The sequence below is a fragment of the Bradyrhizobium sp. SZCCHNRI2009 genome (genome assembly GCF_032485115.1).
Lineage (GTDB): Bacteria > Pseudomonadota > Alphaproteobacteria > Rhizobiales > Xanthobacteraceae > Bradyrhizobium.
This window is the reverse complement of the sequence record NZ_JAUEUH010000013.1, coordinates 89,709-104,381: the sequence shown is the minus strand read 5'-3', so window position 1 is coordinate 104,381 and position 14,673 is coordinate 89,709. Positions and strand designations below refer to the sequence as shown.

General features: G+C 66.6%; 16 protein-coding genes. 12 read left to right on the top strand and 4 right to left on the bottom strand.

Translation table 11 applies throughout. The features are described 5' to 3' along the window. The first annotated feature begins 66 nt into the window (after positions 1-66). The 4 genes from QX041_RS32390 (at position 67) to QX041_RS32375 (ending at position 4,805) form a co-directional block, all read left to right on the top strand. Positions 67-312, top strand: coding sequence for an acyl carrier protein (locus QX041_RS32390; protein WP_315716519.1), 246 nt, complete (start codon positions 67-69; stop codon positions 310-312). After that, entirely contained in the window at positions 299-1,687 is a 1,389-nt protein-coding gene (locus QX041_RS32385) for an AMP-binding protein (protein WP_316167894.1), read from the top strand. The genes QX041_RS32390 and QX041_RS32385 overlap by 14 nt, the downstream gene beginning before the upstream one ends. Further along, positions 1,680-2,411, top strand: a complete 732-nt coding sequence (locus QX041_RS32380) for an SDR family NAD(P)-dependent oxidoreductase (protein ID WP_315828458.1) — start codon at positions 1,680-1,682, stop codon at positions 2,409-2,411. Before QX041_RS32385 ends, QX041_RS32380 begins: the two co-directional genes overlap by 8 nt. Positions 2,412-2,510: 99 nt before the next feature. Continuing rightward, on the top strand, positions 2,511-4,805 hold the full coding sequence (locus QX041_RS32375; RefSeq protein WP_316167892.1) for a heavy metal translocating P-type ATPase: 2,295 nt from the start codon (positions 2,511-2,513) through the stop codon (positions 4,803-4,805). 10 nt (positions 4,806-4,815) lie between these two features. Here the strand turns inward: QX041_RS32375 and QX041_RS32370 are convergent, their stop codons facing one another. Continuing rightward, positions 4,816-5,223 (bottom strand): hypothetical protein, encoded by a 408-nt coding sequence (locus QX041_RS32370; protein ID WP_315716524.1) that lies wholly within the window; start codon positions 5,221-5,223, stop codon positions 4,816-4,818. Between the two features lie 156 nt (positions 5,224-5,379). On the opposite strand from QX041_RS32370, the gene QX041_RS32365 reads away from it, so the two are divergent. Next, positions 5,380-6,096 carry an MgtC/SapB family protein gene (locus QX041_RS32365; protein WP_315716525.1) on the top strand — a complete coding sequence of 239 codons (717 nt, stop codon included), beginning with the start codon at positions 5,380-5,382 and terminating at the stop codon, positions 6,094-6,096. Positions 6,097-6,309: 213 nt separating this feature from the next. On the opposite strand, the gene QX041_RS32360 is transcribed toward QX041_RS32365, so the two are convergent. Continuing rightward, entirely contained in the window at positions 6,310-7,110 is an 801-nt protein-coding gene (locus QX041_RS32360) for an RMD1 family protein (protein ID WP_409977997.1), read from the bottom strand. Between the two features lie 152 nt (positions 7,111-7,262). On the opposite strand from QX041_RS32360, the gene QX041_RS32355 reads away from it, so the two are divergent. Beyond that, positions 7,263-8,411 (top strand): DUF3095 domain-containing protein, encoded by a 1,149-nt coding sequence (locus QX041_RS32355; protein ID WP_315769953.1) that lies wholly within the window; start codon positions 7,263-7,265, stop codon positions 8,409-8,411. Positions 8,412-8,417: 6 nt separating this feature from the next. Here the strand turns inward: QX041_RS32355 and QX041_RS32350 are convergent, their stop codons facing one another. Both QX041_RS32350 and QX041_RS32345 read right to left on the bottom strand, forming a co-directional pair. Next, positions 8,418-8,852, bottom strand: coding sequence for a DUF2147 domain-containing protein (locus QX041_RS32350; RefSeq protein WP_315716527.1), 435 nt, complete (start codon positions 8,850-8,852; stop codon positions 8,418-8,420). Positions 8,853-9,888: 1,036 nt separating this feature from the next. Next, positions 9,889-10,422: a GNAT family N-acetyltransferase gene (locus tag QX041_RS32345; RefSeq protein WP_315753701.1), complete on the bottom strand. Its 534-nt coding sequence runs from the start codon at positions 10,420-10,422 to the stop codon at positions 9,889-9,891. A gap of 106 nt (positions 10,423-10,528) precedes the next feature. Here QX041_RS32345 and QX041_RS32340 point away from each other — a divergent pair, with 106 nt between their 5' ends. From QX041_RS32340 to QX041_RS32315, 6 genes are all read left to right on the top strand, one after another. Further along, positions 10,529-11,128, top strand: coding sequence for a superoxide dismutase (locus QX041_RS32340; protein WP_315753699.1), 600 nt, complete (start codon positions 10,529-10,531; stop codon positions 11,126-11,128). 176 nt (positions 11,129-11,304) lie between these two features. Continuing rightward, positions 11,305-11,691: a fluoride efflux transporter CrcB gene (gene crcB, locus QX041_RS32335; RefSeq protein WP_315769269.1), complete on the top strand. Its 387-nt coding sequence runs from the start codon at positions 11,305-11,307 to the stop codon at positions 11,689-11,691. 196 nt (positions 11,692-11,887) lie between these two features. Then, positions 11,888-12,100: a hypothetical protein gene (locus QX041_RS32330; RefSeq protein ID WP_315753695.1), complete on the top strand. Its 213-nt coding sequence runs from the start codon at positions 11,888-11,890 to the stop codon at positions 12,098-12,100. Further along, positions 12,100-12,861 carry an ABC transporter ATP-binding protein gene (locus QX041_RS32325; RefSeq protein WP_316167889.1) on the top strand — a complete coding sequence of 254 codons (762 nt, stop codon included), beginning with the start codon at positions 12,100-12,102 and terminating at the stop codon, positions 12,859-12,861. The genes QX041_RS32330 and QX041_RS32325 overlap by 1 nt, the downstream gene beginning before the upstream one ends. Continuing rightward, positions 12,858-13,730: a metal ABC transporter permease gene (locus tag QX041_RS32320; protein ID WP_409977973.1), complete on the top strand. Its 873-nt coding sequence runs from the start codon at positions 12,858-12,860 to the stop codon at positions 13,728-13,730. Before QX041_RS32325 ends, QX041_RS32320 begins: the two co-directional genes overlap by 4 nt. Before the next feature lie 11 nt (positions 13,731-13,741). Further along, entirely contained in the window at positions 13,742-14,617 is an 876-nt protein-coding gene (locus QX041_RS32315) for a metal ABC transporter substrate-binding protein (RefSeq protein WP_316167887.1), read from the top strand. Positions 14,618-14,673: the final 56 nt, after the last annotated feature.

Below are 14,673 nucleotides of genomic sequence, written 5' to 3'. Positions count from 1 at the left end.
TCCGGCTTCCTTCACCTTCTCGTCCTATGGTCGGTTTCATCGTTTGAACAGTGAGCGGATTGGCCCATGTCGGTACGGTTAAGAATTATTGCAGCGATCAAGCAGATTGCGGACGAGCAGAAGGTCAAGCTGCCGCCGCTGACCGACGAGCTGACGTTGCACGAGACCGGCTTCGACTCGCTCGCTTTCGCCATCCTGGTCGCCCGTCTCGAGGACGATCTCGGCGTCGATCCGTTCACCCTGTCCGAGGATGTGACGTTCCCCAACACGATAGGCGACTTCATCGGGGCCTATGAGAATGTCCCCGCGTGAGATCTTCGCCCTTCGCGACCATCTCGGGGCGGCGCTGACCGAGCGGACGATCTCCGATCCGCGTCACCTCCTATCGCTCGCCGAGCTGTCGCGTGGAAGCTGCCTCGGCGGCCGCAGCGCAGAGCTCAACGGACGTTCGGTGCTGCTGGCGACGTCCGGTCAGTTGCTCGCCGGCTTGGCGCTGATCGAGATCGACGGCGTCGCACGGCGCCTGTTGTTGTCTCCGCCGGATCTCAAGGGCGAGCATCTCGCCAGCATCATCGCCGATGCTGACATCGACGTCATCGTGACCGATGAGGTCCAGCGTTTCGACGCCTGCGGCGCGGATCTCGTGATCGAGGTCGCCTTGCCGCAGCCTTCTGCCGAGGTGGTGCAGACGGCGCGTGCCACCGAATGGCTGATGCTGACATCAGGCACGTCGGGCGTGCCGAAGATTGTCGGGCATACGCTCGAGGGCCTGTGCGGCGCCATCATCGGCGACCGCCCCGTACCTGGCGAAGCGATGCCGGTGTGGGCGACCTTCTACGACATTCGCCGCTATGGCGGCCTGCAGATCTTCCTGCGTGCCATCGTCGGCGGCGGCTCGATGGTGCTGTCGGATCCGGGCGAGGGGCTCGCGGACCACATCGCGCGTCTCAACGCGCGCGGCGTCACTCACATGTCCGGAACGCCGTCGCATTGGCGCAAGCTGCTGATGAGCGGATCGGTCGAAGGCTTTACGCCGCGCTATGTACGTCTCTCCGGCGAGATCGCCGACCAGGCTGTGCTCGACGGATTGAAGCTGGCATTTCCCGGCGCTTCGATCGGTCATGCCTACGCCTCGACGGAGGCCGGCGTCGGCTTCGCGGTCAATGATGGGCTGGAGGGTTTTCCTGCGACGCTGCTCGGCGAGGGCCGCGGGGCCGTCGACATGAAGGTCGTCGACGGCTCGCTGCGCATCCGCTCCAGGCGCGCGGCGCACGCCTATGTCGGACGCTCTGCCGCCGCCCTGACCGACACGGATGGTTATGTCGACACCGGCGACATGGTCGAGCTGCGCGGCGATCGCTACTACTTCGTCGGACGCCGCAACGGCATCATCAATGTCGGCGGGCTCAAGGTCCATCCCGAAGAGATCGAAGCCGTGATCAATGGCCATCCCGAGGTGCGGATGTCGCGCGCCAAGTCGCGGCGCAGCCCGATCACCGGCGGCATCGTCGTCGCCGAGGTCGTGCTGACGGCGGATGCCGATCCGGTACGGAGTGAGACGGTCCGCAATGAGATCCTCGCCGCGTGTCGCGCGCGTCTCGCGGCCCACAAGGTGCCGGCGATGATCCGCGTCGTGCCAGCGCTCGACGTCACTCCGGCCGGCAAGCTGGCGCGCGCCGATGCATAATGTTCTCGTCACCGGCGGCAGCCGTGGCATCGGGCTCGCCATCGCGCGCAGGCTCGCGGGAGCGGGCTATGACGTCATCGCGGTGGCCCGCCGGGAGAGCGACGAACTGCGCGCCGCGATGGCCGAGTTCAGCGCCAGCAGCGCCGGCATTCATTTCCGCGCCTGCGACCTCAGCGTCGTTGATGAACTACCGGCCTTCGTGAAGTCGGTGCGCGACGAGTTCGGTCCGCTCTATGGTCTCGTCAACAATGCCGGTCTCGGCACCGAGGGCCTGCTCGCGACCATGCACAATTCGGAGATCGAGGCACTGGTGCGGCTCAACGTGCTGGCGCCGATGATCCTGACGAAATACGTCGTTCGTCACATGATGGCCGCGGGCGAGGGCCGGGTGATCAACATCTCCTCGATCATCGCCTCTACCGGCTATAACGGCCTGTCCGTCTATGGCGCGACCAAGGCGGCCGCCAACGGCTTCACGCGCTCGCTGGCGCGCGAGGTCGGCAAGGTCGGCATCACCGTGAACGCGATCGCGCCGGGCTTCATCGCCACCGAGCTGACGCAGAGCATGGACGAGGAGCAGCAGCGGCGCATCGCCGGCCGCAGCGCGTTGCGGCGGCTGCCGGAGACGCATGACGTGGCCGCGATGGTTGAATTCCTGCTCGGCGACGGCGGGCGCAATGTTACCGGCACCGTGCTGACGGTCGACGCAGGCAATACCGCCTGAGGCCATTTGCGGCGATCGGTCGCTCTCGCCGTTGATTTCGCTCAAGCGTCCGACGGGCGGCAGCAGCGATAGTGCCGGCGCAATCCGGAACCGGTATCCATGTTCGAGCGCATTCTGCGGTGGACCCTCGTCGTGATCGCAATCGCGGGCCTCGCCGCGGGCGGCCTCGCGCATGTGCTCGGTCGCCCCGATCTTGCCGGGATCGCGTTCACGGCCTCGACCGTTCCTGTCATCCTGGGGCTGATCGTCTCGATCGTCCGCGATTTTCTGGCCGGCCGCATCGGCGTCGACGCGATCGCGCTGGTGTCGATGAGCGCGGCGATCATCCTCGGCGAGCCGCTGGCCGGCGCTGTCGTGGCGCTCATGTATTCCGGCGGCAACGTGCTGGAGGACATTGCTGTCGCCCGCGCCGAGCACGATCTGCGCGCGTTGGTCGATCGCGCGCCGCGCGAGGCGCATCGCCGTCGTGGCGACGAGATCGACAACGTTCCGATCGCCAGCGTCGCGGTCGGTGATCGCCTGATGGTCCGCGCCGGCGAGATCGTCCCGGTCGACGGCATGGTCGAAACAACCATCGCCGTCGTCGACGAGTCGGCGCTCACGGGCGAGCCCATCCCGGTGATGAAGACGCGCGGGATGGCGATCCTGTCGGGATCGGTGAACGCCGGCGACACGTTCGAAATGGCCGTCACGGCGACCGCGGGCGAAAGCACCTATGCCGGCATCGTCAAGCTGGTGACGACGGCCCAGACCGCGAAAGCGCCGTTCGTGCGGCTTGCCGACCGCTACGCGCTGATCTTCCTGCCCGTAAGCCTCGCTATTGCGGGGGCCGCCTATTTGGCCTCGGGCGATCTGATCCGGAGTCTTGCCGTGCTGGTGGCGGCAACGCCGTGCCCGCTGATTCTCGCCGCACCCGTCGCTTTCATTGCGGGCGTGGCGCAGGCGGCCCGAAGCGGCATTCTGGTCAAAGGCGGCGGCAAGCTCGAGGCGCTCGCGCGTGCCCATACCGTGCTGTTCGACAAGACGGGCACGCTGACCGTCGGCGGCGCGCGGCTGCTCTCGGTCGACGCGGCACCGGGCGAGGACGCCGATGCGGTGCTGCTGCTCTGCGCATCGCTCGAGCAGGCCTCGCACCACGTGGTGGCGCACGCGATCGTTCAGGCCGGCCAGGCCCGCGGGCTGAAGCTGAAGGTGCCCGAACACGTCAGGGAGACCATGGGCTCGGGCCTCGAAGGTCTCATCGATGGCCGCCCTGTGATGGCCGGCTCGCGCGACCTCGTGCTCGGCAGCCACACGCCGCCGGCTTGGGCGGCGCGCGCGATCCGCCGGGCGTCATGGCGTTCGGCCCTGATCGTTTTCGTTGCGATCGAGGGGCGCCCGATCGGGGCGCTGCTGCTGGCGGACGAGCTGCGCGCGGACACGCCGCGGGCGATCCGCTGGCTGCGCGAGGCCGGCATCGCGCGCATGGTCATGGTGACCGGGGACCGCGCCGCGGCCGCACAGGCGATCGGCGCGGCGCTCGACCTCGACGCCGTGCTGGCGGACCGTGTTCCCTCCGACAAGGTGGAGGCGGTCAGGACCGAGCAGCGGCTGCATCCCACGATCATGGTCGGCGACGGCATCAACGACGCCCCGGCGCTGGCCTGCGCCGATGTCGGCATCGCGCTCGGCGCCCGCGGCGCCAGCGCCTCGTCGGAAGCCGCCGACGTGGTCATTCTGGCCGATCGGCTCGATCGGGTCGGCGAGGCGATCGTGATCGCGCAGCGCGCCCGACGCGTCGCCCTGGAGAGCATCTTCGCCGGCATGGGCCTGTCGTTCGTCGCGATGGGGGCCGCCGCCTTCGGGCTGCTGCAGCCGGTACCTGCGGCCCTGGTCCAGGAGGCCATCGACGTCGCCGTCATCCTGAACGCGCTCCGCGCTCTGTTCCCGGCTGGACGCAGCAAGGCCGGCCGGATCACGGCCGAAGACGGCCGAGGGCTCAGGCATGATCACCAGGCGCTGCTGCGCGGCCTCGACCGCCTGCGCTCGATCGTCGATGCGCTCGACGAAGCCTCGCCGGACGGCGCCGTGGCGCTGATCATGGAGGCAAACGGCTTGGTGCAGGACAAGGTCGTGGCGCATGAGCGCGACGACGAAGGATCGGTCTATCCGAAGCTCGCGCGGCTCCTGCAGGAGAGCCATGGCCTGTCGGCGATGAGCCGGGCGCATCGCGAGATCCTGCATCTGGCGCGCCTGCTCGGCCGGCTGGTCGAGGATCTGCCGTCCGAGCATGTGGACCGCTATCTGATCCGCGATGCGCAACGGGTGATCGAGGCGATCGAGACGCTGGTGCGCATGCACACGGCGCAGGAGGACGACATCTATGAGGCCGTGGTGGCGCGCTCGGCCGCCTGAACCGTTCGCGTCAGCCCGGATGCCGCGGCAGGTCGATCCGTTCGTTGGCGAATTCCGCAGGACCTTCGATCAGGCGGCGGATCCGCCGCTGGCGCTCCTCGGCCGACAGACTCGGATCGAGCATCCGATCGATCAGCCGGATCGCATTCTGCTCGATGGCGACGGGATCCCGCGACGTGGGCTGCCCGGCTGCTGCCGGCCGCGATGCATGCAGGCCGATCGTGAGCAACTGGCCGATGGCGTCGGAGCGTGTCATCTGGTGAGCCTCCGCCCAGGCGTCGATCTCGGCGGTGAGCTCCTGGGACAGCTTCACCGCACTCACCGCATCATGTCCCAGCCGGACGGCCGGGCTGTGATCCCTGCGGACGTCGGAGAATGGCGTCATGTGTTTGCCGGACGTCATCTGCCTGTTGATCATATCAGCCTAAAGTATGCGGGAGGGACTGGGATTTGATTTCGATCAAGGACGTCCTAAGAAAGCGGCCTCTCGCGGCGGTTCCGCCGCCGGATGCCACGCGTGTCGCTGCTGCCAGGCAGGCCACGGAGCTTAATACTGCAGACAGTCAGCAAGCCCATGCGATTCCTCCACACTTTCCAAGTCTATGATTTCCTCGATACGCTCGTCAGCCTGTTCGCAGCTTTCGTGCTGGCCACGCTGATCGGCGCCGAGCGGCAATACCGGCAGCGCAGCGCCGGCCTGCGCACCAACGTGCTGGTCGCCGTCGGCGCGGCCGCCTTCGTCGATCTCGGCAACCGCCTGACCGGCGCCGACGGCGCGGTGCGGATCATCGCCTATGTGGTGTCGGGCATCGGCTTCCTCGGCGCCGGCACGATCATGAAGGAGGGCATGAACGTCCGCGGGCTCAACACCGCGGCGACGCTGTGGGCGTCCGCCGCGGTCGGCGCCTGCGCCGGCGCCGACCTGATCGCGCAATCGGTGGCGCTGACCGTGTTCGTGCTGGCCGGCAACACGCTGCTGCGGCCGCTGGTCAACGCGATCGATCGCATCCCGCTCAATGCGCAGACGTCGGAGGCGCACTACGAGATCGTCCTGACCACCGACGGGCTGCGCGCCGCCGAGCTGCGCGAGGCGCTCGACGAGCGGCTGGAGGCGGCCAAATACCCGGTGCGGGAGACCGAGGTCGTCTATCGCTCCGAGGACATCGTCGAGATCGTCGCGACGCTGGTGCCGCTCGCGGTCGATACGGTCGATCTCGACCGCGTCGTGTCCGAGCTGGCGAAGCTCGCCGGGGTCCGTCATGCGACCTGGAACGTCAGGGCGCTGGTGTGACGGCATTGCCGGACCAGCATCGCCGCACCGGCGGCGGGGCGCTCGCCACACCTCGTGGCTGCCGGCCGCCGGCGGCCGTGGCAAGCTCCCCACCCACGTCATGGTTCGATATCCCCTGCATCGCTCATCGCGCCCATGCGAAAGTTCCATGTCGCGCCTGAACCATCGCTGAATGCAGCGCCGTCAGTCGTCAGGCGTGCGGCAGCTCCATCGTCAGTGCCCGCCGCGGGCGAAGATCTCGTAGAAGCCGAGCACGATCTCGCAGGCGATCAGGATGACGACGATGACCTCGAGCCGCAGCGAGCGCTTGGTGTCGATGATGTCGGCGAGCGTGGTCGCCGTCTCGGCGATCACCGCGAGCTTGCGGTTGAGGGTGTCCTCGCGCTCTTTCAGCTCATACTCGTCCTCGAGCCGCGCATAGAGCCGCTCCAGATCTGGCCGGTCCCACAACACGTCCGGCTTTTCGCCGACGGCCACGCGGCCGGAGACGCGGTGCTGCACCAGCAGCGCCTCGCCGAGCAGCTTGAGCATCGCCACCCGGCTCTTCGATGTTCGTCCCAGCATCGCCAGCTCGCGCGCGAACGGCTCGATGGTGTCGAACACGTTGGCGATCTCGCGCTCGCTGCGGCCGAGCACGACGCTCTTCGCCAGCGCATCGGCGACGATGAGCAGCCGCTCCAGCGACAATTCCTTGACCAGGACCGGGCCGCCGACCGGGATCGGCTCGTCGGATTCGCGCGCGACCTGGACCTTGGCCGTCTCTTCCTCGTGGGGGGCGATCGGGCCGAACAGCCGCGCGCTCAGCCGGTCGAGGAAGTTGATCTCCTCGGCCACCGACAGGCCGATGAAGACGACGACGCCGTAGCGGAAGACCACGGCGACTCCCGTCTCGCCGATGCGGACCGCGAGCGGCGTCGCCGACAGCACCTGGCCTTCGAAGCCGGCGGTATTGATGCGGTCCGCGATCTGGAGCGCGCGGGCGGCGAGTTGTGGAACGGGGGAGGAGTCGGCCATGATGGTGAAAGGCTAGCACGTCGAGCCCGACAGAACGATAACGCGGCGCAAGCCTGGCGACACGTCCGTTGCCGAATATCGCTGCCTGAACCCGCTTGACAGGAAGGAACGTAGCTCCTCATTGGACGCGCACCCCGGATGGATGCCTCTCGATGTCGAAGACCAGTGCTGCGGACTACTATGCCTCGATCCCGGTGTTTCGCGGCTTCGCGCGCCTGATGGAGCCGCAGCTCTACCAGCCGGTGCCGGACGACTGGCTGATCGGCACGGCCGACATCGTCGAGTCGACCAAGGCGATCGCCGACAGGCGCTACAAGGCGGTCAACATGGCCGGGGCGGCGGTCATCGCCGCGGTCACCAATGCCTTGGAGGGGCGCGAATTCCCGTTCGTGTTCGGCGGTGACGGCGCCAGCTTCGCCGTCAGCCCGGATGACGAAGCGGCCGCGCGCGAAGCCCTTGCCGCCACCGCGACCTGGGTCAGGGAGGATCTCGCTCTCGCGATGCGCGTCGCGCTGGTGCCCGTGACGGCGATCCGCGCGCAGGGGCTCGATGTCCGCGTGGCGCGCTACGGTCCGTCGGCCAATCTGTCCTATGCGATGTTCGCGGGCGGCGGAGTGGGCTGGGCCGAGGCCGCGATGAAGCGGGGCGAGTTCGCGATTCCCCCGGCGCCGTCCGGTGCGCAGCCCGATCTGTCCGGACTCTCGTGCCGCTTCGAGGAGATTCCGGCGGCGCGCGGGGTCATCCTGTCGGTGCTGGTGCTGCCGGCTCCCGGCGCGGATGCGCAGGCCTATCGCAAGGTGATCGAGGAGATCATCACCCTCACCGAGCGCAGCCCCGATGCCGGGCGGCCGGTGCCGGCCGGCGCGCCGGCGTTGCGATGGCCGCCGCAGGGATTTGGCTACGAGGTCCGCGCCGCGCGCGGACCGCTGTTGTCGCGCTGGGCCCGCGTGCTCGGACGTACGCTGTTCGTCTATGCCGTGATGCGGTTCAACATCAGCATCGGCGGCTTCGTGCCGGATCTCTACAAGCAGCAGGTGGTCGAGAATTCCGACTTCCGCAAATATGACGATGCGTTGCGCATGATCCTCGACTGCACCGACGAGCTCGCGCAGGAGCTGGAGCGCCGGCTCGGCGCGGCGGCTTCGCGTGCCATCGTCCGCTACGGGCTGCATCGGCAAGATGCCGCGATGATGACCTGCTTCACGCCGTCCGCGATCCGGCCGGATCACGTCCACTTCATCGACGGCGCGCGAGGCGGCTATGCATCGGCTGCGACCGCGTTGAAGGCCGCGGTCGCCTGAGAGTGATCAGCGCGCGCGGGTCCAGGTCTCGCCGCCGCACAGCGATCCGACGCAGCCTTCCACCTTCAGCGTATCCGGGCCGGAGACGGAGATGTGGCTGGTGTAGCTCTGGCCGTCATCGGCGTTGTAGATCTTGCCGGACCATTTGTTCGGCCCCTCCGAGTGAACGCCTTCGAACAATTGCAGGCCGATGATCGGGCGGTTGGCCAGCGCGCGATTGGGATTCTTGTTGTCGACGGCCGGCTTGCCGGTGTCGGTGTCCATCGGCTCCTTCAGCCACACGACGGTGCCGCAGAGATTGGCGCCGCATTTGGCGACCTTGATCCTGGCGTCGCCCGCCTGGGTCAGCCAGGTGCCGGTCGGATCATCGGCGGCCAAAGCGGGCTGCGCCATCACGACGGTCGCCAGCGCAAGACCAGCCAAACGCAATTTCCAAATCATCTTACCCCCCCGTTGAAGCCGCGTTTCCATAACAGCAAACGGCGCAGTTGCAATCGCAGAGGAGCGGTTGTCCAAAGCGGGATCATCACGATCAGGTGCATGGCTGCCGAGCCGTCTCAATTCCTTGTTCGGTTGTCTCATGCATGTGCCGGGAAATGGTTTTGATTGCGGCAACAAACTCGGCTGTCGTCCCGGCCCTTGAACCGGGATCCATACCCCCAGGGAGCGGTTCGAAACGCGCCGGCGATTGGCTTTTCGCATCTCGCGTCGCCGCCGCGTATGGGTCCTGGATCGGCGCCATGCCGCGCTGGCGCGCGTCACGGCTTGTCCGGGACGACGACGGCGGGTGAGGCGGTTTCACGGTTCAAACAGCGATGGACATGGCTTTGCAGTCTCGCGGCGCATCGCGCCCGAGGTCTGCGATCAGTTCGTCCCTCTCGAAATGCAGAGGGCGCAGGGAATGCCGGGTGAAGGCCTCACCCATGGCCCGCCTGCGAAAAGAATGCAGGCGGCAGGTACCACAGGCAAAGCCGATTCAACCGGCATTCCCTGCGCGACGGTCTTCACGCTTATACGCAGTCTCCCTGGTGCGCCGGGCTTGTTGGCCACCATCCCCAGCGCCATGCGTGAGCATTGCGCCAGGTTGACACCAGCTTCGGGGTGTCAGGACGCTGCGACTTCACGTCCGCGTGCTACCGTTCGTCCGCACGCCGATAAGCATGCTGCGGCAGCAACGCGGCCATCGCATCCCCACCTCGCGTGTCGTGACGATCGCGCGCTACGCCCCTCTGCGGTGAGGCGGGATGCCGGGATACAAGCATGATTTCTTGAAAAACGCAAGAGAATTATTTTTTTCGGAATACGGGCCATGTGATCCGCTGTCGTCCCGGCCTCGAGCGGGGACCCATCCTCCGCAGCGGACATCATGGGCAAAGTGCCATGACCAGCGTGCCTCAAACGTCTGCCTGGGGGTAGGTCGTCCCGGATCTGCGCGCGCGTACCGCGCGCTTGTCCGGGACGACAGGGGAGAGCGGCCTCACCACGGCAATCCGCAGAGGTCGATGGTGCCGCGGGTCGGCGCAGTGCGCTTGACGTCGTGCACGAGCGCAGACAGCGTGTCGAAGCGGATGCGGCCCTGGTCGGGCTGCTCGGCGTAGACGTCGCCGTCGAACGGGATGAAGCCCCTTGCGCCGTAGAAGGCGATGCGATCCGGCGCGCAGAACAGCACGGCGTAGTTGATCGAGTCTTCGTGCCGCAGGGTCTGGATCGCGGCGTTGAGTCCCACGGTGGCCAGGCCACGATTGCGCACGTCCGCGCGCGTCAAAACGCCGCCGATGCCGCCGATGTTGACGTTCTGCCCGTTCCATTTCACCAGGCGGCGATAGATGCCGACGTGGCAGAGCAGGTCGCCGCTCTCGTCTTGCACCAGCACGCGCAGATCGGCATGCGCAAAAGTGATACCTGCCCAGGGTAGGCTCGCGACCACCTCGGGCGGCCAGATCGCGTCATACAGCGGCTTCGCCAGCGGCCAGGACGTGTCTCCATTCAGGACCTCGATCTCGATGCTCATCAAATCGGCTCGCTTTTTCCAGAATCACGGTGTTTTACGGCGTCGGAACCTTCTATAAGGAGGTCCCGTTAAATCCCGTCTTCTCACAAGTTGCGGAACCGACCCCATGACCTTTACGCTCCCCCCTCTGCCCTACGCCTACGAAGCCCTCGGCCCCTACATGTCCAAGGAGACGCTCGAGTACCACCACGACAAGCATCACCAGGCCTATGTGACCAACGGCAACAATGCGATCAAGGGGACCGAATTCGAAGGCAAGTCCCTCGAGGAGATCGTCAAGGGCTCGTTCGGCAAGAACCCCGCCGTGTTCAACAATGCCGGCCAGCATTTCAACCACATCCATTTCTGGTCCTGGATGAAGCCGAACGGCGGCGGCTCCAAGCTGCCCGGCCGGCTCGAGAAGAAGATCGACGAGGATCTCGGCGGCTTCGAGAAGTTCAAGGCCGACTTCGCGGCCGCCGGCGTCGGCCAGTTCGGCTCGGGCTGGTGCTGGCTCTCGGTCAAGAACGGCAAGCTCGAAATCTCCAAGACCCCGAACGGCGAGAACCCGCTGGTGCACGGCGCGACCCCGATCCTCGGCTGCGACGTCTGGGAGCACTCCTACTACATCGACTATCGCAACCGCCGTCCCGACTATCTGAAGGCGTTCGTCGAGAACCTGATCAACTGGGATTACGTCGACGAGCTCTACGGCAAGGCGATCTGATCGCTGACGCAAGCAAGTGACCAGGGCGGCGGCTTCGGCTCGCCGCCCTTTTTCATGGCAAGGCTTTTGACGAGGGCGATCCTTGCAAGAGCGGCGCCCTTGCGGCAAGAGTTTTGCTCCATTCGCGACGAGGGCAGGGCATTCCGTCTCTCGATGCGGTCTGCAGGTAAGGTCCCGTGAATCAACTGGTCGGATTCTTTCTCGTCTTCTTCGGCGGCGGCTGCGGCGCCTCGCTACGGCACGCGATCAACATGGTCAGCGCCAAGGCATTCGGGACGGACTTCCCGTACGGCACCTTCATCATCAACATCACCGGCTCGACCGTGATGGGTCTGATCGCCGGGTATCTCGCCTTCAAGGGCGGCGCGACCCAGCATTGGCGGCTGTTCCTGATGACCGGCATTCTTGGCGGCTACACCACGTTCTCGGCGTTCTCGCTCGACACCGCGCTGCTGTATGAGCGGGGCGCGTTGGGACTGGCCGCGGTCTATGTGCTGGGCTCAGTGGGGATCTCCATCGCCGGCCTGTTCGCCGGCCTGGCCCTGGTGCGGTATTTCAGCTGACGCGCTGGTTGACGGGAGGCGGTCTCTCTCCGCCGTCATTGCGAGCGCAGCGAAGCAATCCAGAATCCCTCCGCTTGGGCAGCCTGGATTGCTTCGCTGCGCTCGCAATGACGGGGTGAGAACCACGACCTCCGATGCCACAAACGCCCCGCCTGCGGTGGACAGCGGTGATGTTATAATGTAACATCATGACGAAATGACGCAGTCTGCCCTCGATAGCCACGGCCATTCGCATGCGCACGGGCACAGCCATGGTCACGGTCATGCCCACAGCCACGGTCCCGCGGCGCCGCATCCGGCGCAGCCGGCGCCGTGGTCGATCCTGCGCATGCCGGTAACGACGCGGCTCGGCGCGGCGCTGGCGGCGAGCGCGGTGCTCTGGCTGATCGTCTGGCTGGCGATGCGGTGATGACGGTCATGGTCCAGCTGCAATTCCGCGACGTGACTCTGGGCTACGACCGCCACCCCGCCGTGCATCACCTTACCGGTGAGGTCGCGACGGGGGCGCTGCTTGCCGTGGTCGGCCCCAACGGCGCCGGCAAGTCGACGCTGTTTCGCGGCATCGTCGGCCTGTTGAAGCCGCTCGCCGGCACCATCGCCGCGGCCGGCCTGAAGCCGCGCGAAATCGCCTATCTGCCGCAGATCGCCGATATCGACCGCTCCTTCCCGATCTCGGTGTTCGATTTCGTCAGCACCGGACTGTGGCGCAGCACCGGCATGTTCGGCGGCATCGGCGCGGCCGCGCGCGAGAGGATCGCGCAGGCGATCGCGGCCGTTGGCCTCACCGGCTTCGAGGGTCGCGGCATCGGCACGCTCTCGGGCGGCCAGATGCAGCGCATGCTGTTCGCGCGCGTGCTGCTGCAGGATGCCCGCGTGATCGTGCTCGACGAGCCGTTCAATGCGATGGACACGAAGACCTCGGCCGACCTTCTGCAACTGATCGAGCACTGGCATGGCGAGCGGCGCACCGTGCTCGCGGCGCTGCACGACATGGACATGGTGCGCGCGCATTTCCCGCAGACCCTGCTGCTGGCGCGCGAGGCCGTGGCCTGGGGACCGACGGCGGACGTGCTGACCGCCGATAACCTGTCGCAGGCGCGTCGGATGTGCGAGGCGTTCGACGATGCCGCCGCGCCCTGCGTGCCCGCGCAAGCCTCCAAGGCGGCATGATGCTGCGCGAGGTGCTGTTCGCTCCGTTCTCGGATTTCGAGTTCATGCGCCGCGCGCTCGCCGCGGTCATCGCACTGTCGCTCGGCTCCGGACCGATCGGCGTCTTCCTGATGCTCAGGCGCATGAGCCTGGTCGGCGACGCCATGGCACATGCGATTCTTCCCGGCGCGGCGATCGGTTTCCTGCTGTCGGGTCTTAATTTGTTTGCGATGACGACCGGCGGCCTGATCGCCGGCTTTGCCGTGGCGCTGCTGTCGGGCCTCGTCTCGCGCTCGACCGGGCTGAAGGAGGACGCGTCGCTCGCGACCTTCTATCTGGCGTCACTGGCGATCGGCGTCACCATCGTCTCGGTCAAGGGCACCAACGTCGATCTCTTGCACGTGCTGTTCGGCAACATCCTGGCGATGGACGACCCGACCTTGCTGATGGTCGCGACCAACGCCACCATCACGCTCGTCGTGCTCGCCGTGATCTACCGCCCGCTGGTCGTCGAGAGCGTCGATCCCTTGTTCCTGCGCACCGTGAGCCGCGCCGGTGCGCCGGCGCATCTGATCTTCCTCGCCCTGATCGTCGTCAACCTCGTCAACGGCTTCCAGGCGCTCGGCACCTTGCTTGCGGTCGGCCTGATGATCCTGCCGGCGGGGATCGCCCGGTTCTGGTCGCGCGACGTCACGCCGATGATCTGCATCGCGGTCGCCTCTGCGATCGTCTCCGGCTATGTCGGGCTGGTGCTGTCGTTCCAGACCCGCATTCCCTCGGGGCCTGCGATCATCCTGGTCGCGTCCTTGCTCTATCTCGCCTCGGTGCTGTTCGGACGCGTGGGCGGCGTGCTTCCGCAACTGTTTCCGGGACGCCACCTCGAAGCCTGAAGTCGATGCCCATGAAACGCCTGTTGTCCGCGCTGAGCCTGCTGTTTGGCCTTGTTCTGATCGTCCCCGCATCGGCCGAGACCCGGCTGAACGTCGTCACCAGCTTCTCGATCCTCGCCGACTTCGTCCGCCAGGTCGGCGGCGACAAGGTCAATGTCGCCTCGCTGGTCGGGCCGGACAGCGACGTGCACGTCTACACGCCGACGCCGCATGATGCGAAGGATGTCGGCGCCGCGCAGCTCCTGATCGTCAACGGCCTCGGGCTGGAGGGCTGGCTGCCGCGGCTGCAGCAGGCCTCCGGCAGCAAGGCGCCGATCGTCGTCGCCACTCAGGGCATCACCCCACGCAAGCGCGGCTCGGATGCCGATCCGCATGCCTGGCAGTCGGTCGGCAATGCCAAGGTCTATGTCAAGAACATCCGCGATGCGCTGGTCGCGGCCGCCCCCGCAGACGCGGAGGTCTTCAAGGCCAATGCGGAACGCTATCTCGGCGAGCTCGATGCACTCGACCGCGAGGTCCGCGCCGAGATCGACAAGATCCCGGCCGAGCGGCGCAAGGTGATCTCGACCCATGACGCCTTCGGTTATTTCGCCGATGCCTATGGCGTCCAGTTCATCGCCCCGCTCGGCGTCTCCACCGAGACCGAGCCGTCGGCCCGCGACGTCGCCGAGATCATCCGCCAAGTGAAAAAAGCGGGGATTCCGGCCGTCTTCCTGGAGAATTTCAACGACGACCGGCTGGTCGGCCGGATCGCCGCCGAGACCGGCGCGAAGATCGGCGGCACGCTGTATTCCGATGCCCTGAGCGAGGAAAAGGGCCCCGTTCCCACTTACATTGCCATGGTCAGGCACAATATAAGGGCCCTGACGAGCGCGCTGGTCCATTAGGGTTCTCGAGCCCTCGCGGTAGTGCGCTTTTGAGCCATTTTCGACGCGATCTGAGG

Coding starts and splice junctions, on each gene's coding strand:
- QX041_RS32380 (WP_315828458.1), top strand. CDS start 1,680: ATGCATAATGTTCTCGTCACCGGCGGCAGCCGTGGCATCGGGCTCGCC.
- QX041_RS32315 (WP_316167887.1), top strand. CDS start 13,742: ATGAAACGCCTGTTGTCCGCGCTGAGCCTGCTGTTTGGCCTTGTTCTG.
- QX041_RS32370 (WP_315716524.1), bottom strand. CDS start 5,223: ATGATCAACAGGCAGATGACGTCCGGCAAACACATGACGCCATTCTCC.
- QX041_RS32365 (WP_315716525.1), top strand. CDS start 5,380: ATGCGATTCCTCCACACTTTCCAAGTCTATGATTTCCTCGATACGCTC.
- QX041_RS32330 (WP_315753695.1), top strand. CDS start 11,888: ATGACGCAGTCTGCCCTCGATAGCCACGGCCATTCGCATGCGCACGGG.
- QX041_RS32375 (WP_316167892.1), top strand. CDS start 2,511: ATGTTCGAGCGCATTCTGCGGTGGACCCTCGTCGTGATCGCAATCGCG.
- QX041_RS32355 (WP_315769953.1), top strand. CDS start 7,263: ATGTCGAAGACCAGTGCTGCGGACTACTATGCCTCGATCCCGGTGTTT.
- QX041_RS32360 (WP_409977997.1), bottom strand. CDS start 7,110: ATGGCCGACTCCTCCCCCGTTCCACAACTCGCCGCCCGCGCGCTCCAG.
- QX041_RS32385 (WP_316167894.1), top strand. CDS start 299: ATGTCCCCGCGTGAGATCTTCGCCCTTCGCGACCATCTCGGGGCGGCG.
- QX041_RS32340 (WP_315753699.1), top strand. CDS start 10,529: ATGACCTTTACGCTCCCCCCTCTGCCCTACGCCTACGAAGCCCTCGGC.
- QX041_RS32320 (WP_409977973.1), top strand. CDS start 12,858: ATGATGCTGCGCGAGGTGCTGTTCGCTCCGTTCTCGGATTTCGAGTTC.
- QX041_RS32390 (WP_315716519.1), top strand. CDS start 67: ATGTCGGTACGGTTAAGAATTATTGCAGCGATCAAGCAGATTGCGGAC.
- QX041_RS32345 (WP_315753701.1), bottom strand. CDS start 10,422: ATGAGCATCGAGATCGAGGTCCTGAATGGAGACACGTCCTGGCCGCTG.
- QX041_RS32325 (WP_316167889.1), top strand. CDS start 12,100: ATGACGGTCATGGTCCAGCTGCAATTCCGCGACGTGACTCTGGGCTAC.
- QX041_RS32350 (WP_315716527.1), bottom strand. CDS start 8,852: ATGATTTGGAAATTGCGTTTGGCTGGTCTTGCGCTGGCGACCGTCGTG.